This window comes from Myxococcus sp. CA056 (assembly GCF_013336715.1).
In the GTDB taxonomy this organism is placed as follows: Bacteria; Myxococcota; Myxococcia; order Myxococcales; family Myxococcaceae; genus Myxococcus; species Myxococcus llanfairpwllgwyngyllgogerychwyrndrobwllllantysiliogogogochensis.
On sequence record NZ_JABUMT010000042.1, the window covers coordinates 1 to 897 of the forward strand.

Sequence of the window (897 nt, forward strand, 5' to 3'; positions counted from 1 at the left end):
CGGCAAGCTGGGTGCGCCACCAGGCGATTTCGGAAGAGAGGACGTCGCCCTGGAGCCACTGGCGCTGCCAGACGGAGAAGTCGGCGTACTGGATGGGCAGCGGAGAAAGCTGGGCAGGCTCGCCCCCAGCGAACTGACGGTAGAAGGCGGCGAGTTCACGGACGATGACGCCGATGGACCAGCCGTCGGAGACGATGTGGTGATTGGTGATGAGGAGGAGGAACTCGTCATTGGTGAGGCGCACGAGAGTGGCGTGCACCAAGGGGCCACGAGACAGGTCGAAGGAGTGAAGAGCCTCCTCGCGCATGATCCGCTGGGCTTCGGAATCGCGAGCAGAGGAGTCCAGGGCGCGCAGGTCGACGACGGGCAGCGCTATGCGGACGTCGGGCAGGATGCGCTGGACGGGCTGGCCCTCATGAATGGCGAAGTGGGTGCGCAGGGCCTCGTGACGCTGAATCAGCGCGTTGAGGGACTGGAGCAGTGCGTCCGCGTTGAGGTTGCCTGTGAGCTTGAGCGCCCAGGGGATGTTGTAGGTGGGAGCGCCGGGCTGGAGCTGGTCGAGGAACCAGAGGCGCTGCTGGGCGAAGGAGAGAGGCAGCGGCTGGGCCCGGTCGACAGGGACGAGGGCCGGCTGGCGAGACGAGGAGCCGTGGAGCAAGTCGAGCCGCTCGGAGAGGAGCGCGACGGTGGGAGAAGAGAAGAGCTCACCGAGAGGCAACTCGACGTCGAAGGTGGAGCGGATGCGAGAGACGACTTGAGTGGCGAGGAGAGAGTGGCCGCCCAACTCGAAGAAGTCGCCGTGGATGCTGACGCGCTCCAGGCCGAGGACGTCGGAGAAGATGGAGGCGAGGCGGGACTGGGTGAGGGTGGAGGGAGGGGCGAAGTCGTCGCCGGAGG

Annotated in this window: 1 protein-coding gene; it reads right to left on the reverse strand. The window is 66.6% G+C overall.

Going from position 1 to position 897, the window contains the following annotated elements; all coding sequences use genetic code 11:
* Positions 1–897: condensation domain-containing protein (locus tag HUA76_RS44750; RefSeq protein WP_254614918.1), on the reverse strand; the 897-nt coding region annotated here is incomplete at both ends.